This is a genomic window from Arsukibacterium sp., from assembly GCF_041616895.1.
Lineage (GTDB): Bacteria > Pseudomonadota > Gammaproteobacteria > Enterobacterales > Alteromonadaceae > Alishewanella.
This window is the reverse complement of sequence record NZ_JBFJPY010000184.1, coordinates 1-2,671: the sequence shown is the minus strand read 5'-3', so window position 1 is coordinate 2,671 and position 2,671 is coordinate 1. Positions and strand designations below refer to the sequence as shown.

The 2,671-nt window shown below is 46.6% G+C and carries 1 protein-coding gene; it reads left to right on the top strand.

Annotation, left to right across the window (positions count from 1 at the left end; genetic code table 11):
- The first annotated feature begins 353 nt into the window (after positions 1–353).
- Positions 354–2,546, top strand: coding sequence for a S41 family peptidase (locus tag ABY802_RS16515; protein WP_372628214.1), 2,193 nt, complete (start codon positions 354–356; stop codon positions 2,544–2,546).
- The last annotated feature ends 125 nt before the right edge of the window (positions 2,547–2,671 follow it).

Below are 2,671 nucleotides of genomic sequence, written 5' to 3'. Positions count from 1 at the left end.
TATAAAACAATAACGAACACCTGGTTGCACCTAACAAAAGCCGGCAGATCTCCCATCTGTCGGCTTTTTCGTTATAATCGGTCGACCATCTATAAACCCAAAAAAGTTAATGACCCCCTATACCGAATTGGCGGCGCCGGCTTACCAAGCAGCCAGTGACTGAGGCTCGCTGCGTTGGCACCGATCTATAAATGTCTCATCAATTCTCACAACATCTTGAATTACAACGCACACCCCGAATGTGATTAAGTTAGTATTCAGCTAACCGCCGATACTCTCGCCTTTGTTTATACACAATTAAAAATCGTTAAATTTACATATATCACTCAAATAAGAACAAAAAAGGAACGAGTATGAAAGGACTTTTTCTCAGCTTAGGGCTATTGCTTTGCAGCTTTACCGCTATCGCTACCCCGCAAAACATGGATTTTTCAGAAGTATCCGAAAACCAGCCGGCTCATTGGCAGATTGCGGGAACAGAGCCGCCCACCTTAAGTAAAGTAGCGAAGCTTGATAACGCCACTGCAATAAAAATCAGCCGAAATAGTTCTAGCGCCGGCGCATTTGCCGACATCCACCAGCAGATTAAATTTCCCTATGGTGGAAAAAGCATAATACTTAGCGGATATATAAAAACAACAGAGGTTAGCGCTGATGGTTTCGCCGGTTTCTGGCTGGCTCAGGCTTCAGAAAACGACGTCACAATTCAGTATAGCGACATGGAGTTAAATGCAATTAATGGCAGCAATGACTGGCAGCAATATACACTAAGCGCTGAACTGGACCCCGATACCGCATACTTATATTTTGGCCTGTTGCAAGTGGGTACCGGAAGCAGCGAGTATACAAAGCTTAGCCTGACCATAGACGGTAAACCGCTGGCGCAGGCACCTGCAAGAGAACGTGTGGTTTATCAGGCAGCACTACCCCATAAATTTGAACAAGATTCGGGCATTCGTCTGACAGCACTCAGCCAACAAGAGCAAGAAAACCTCGCTGCACTGGCCAAAGTATGGGGCTTTATTAAGTATTATCACCCCGAGTCGGCGGCAGGCAATATCAGTATGGATGCCGAGCTTTTCAAACTAATTCCCAAAGTGTTAAAAGCCGACGCTAAAGCCCGCGACCAGCTGCTGGTTGAGTGGATTGATAGCCTGGGTCAGCTTAGCGCCTGCCAAAAATGCAAAGACACAACCAATGCAGCACTGGCACATCCTGAGCAACACTGGTTAGCCTGGCAGTTATCGCCAGAACTAAATGTCGCGCTGGCCAACATTTATGCTACAGAGTTACCTGCCCGGCAGTATTGGATAAAGCCTGCAGCAACGGGTAACCCAATATTTAATGAAAAGCCTTATGCTGACATTAGCTATTTGGATTCTGGCTATCGCTTACTAAGCGTGTTTAGGCTATGGAATATAGTTCACTACTACTCACCATACCGTGATTTAACCGAGCAACCGTGGCAACAGGTGCTTGATACGGCAATTGCAGACGTTATCGCGGCACCTGACGACACCCAATATCAACTGGCGCTGATGACGTTAATCTCAGATATCCATGATACCCATACCCAATTTTGGCCAAATCGGAACAACACGGCAATTGCTGACTACCTTGGCCGTAATATAGTACCGGTAGAAGTTCGCTATGTAGAAGACAAACCGGTCATTGGCTTATTGTATCAGCCAGACCTGGCTTTACAGGTTGGCGATATTCTAACTTATATCGATGGCAAAAACATCGCGGAGCGCCTGGCAAAAATTAAGCCAATAGCCGCCGCCTCAAACGGCCCGACTATACAGCGCCAGTGGGCAGATTCTTTGTTGCGCAATAATAAGCAGCAACTCACTTTAGGCATTAACCGTGCTGGTAAGTCATTAAATGTTGAGGTGCCGCTGATAGAGTACGGCTCTCTACAACGGCAATTATTGTATAAACCGGCGAGCGATGACGCTTATAAGCAGCTGCCAGATAATATTGGTTATATCCGGCTGGATAAAATAAAAGGTGTTAATCTTGAGCAAATGATGCAGCAACTTAACGAAACCAAAGGCCTGATAATTGACATTCGCGAAACTCCGTCAGAATTTGTAGTGTTTACGTTGGGCAGCTATCTGTATCCGAACCCTTACCCATTCGCTAAATATACCGTTATGCAGGCTGACAACCCGGGCCAATTTAACTGGGATGAACCAATGTTGGTTGGCAATAGCAATCCAGATTACTACACAGGTAAAATCGCCATTCTGATCAACGAGCAAACGCAAAGCAGTGCGGAATACACCACCATGGCCTTTCGCGGCGCCCCAAAAGCCAAGGTAATAGGCAGTACCACGGCAGGTGCCGATGGTAATTTCTCCGGCATTGTACTCCCCGGTGGTCACTGGACCGCTATATCTGGTATCGGCGTGTTTTACTCGGATGGCACTCCCACTCAGCGAATAGGCATCGTGCCGGATATTGAGGTTAAACCAACTATAGCCGCTGTAGCAGCAGGCCGTGACGAGCAATTAGAAGCCGCTATTGAGTATATAAAACAATAACGAACACCTGGTTGCACCTAACAAAAGCCGGCAGATCTCCCATCTGTCGGCTTTTTCGTTATAATCGGTCGACCATCTATAAACCCAAAAAAGTTAATGACCCCCTATACCGAATTGGCGGCGCC

Coding starts and splice junctions, on each gene's coding strand:
- ABY802_RS16515 (WP_372628214.1), top strand. CDS start 354: ATGAAAGGACTTTTTCTCAGCTTAGGGCTATTGCTTTGCAGCTTTACC.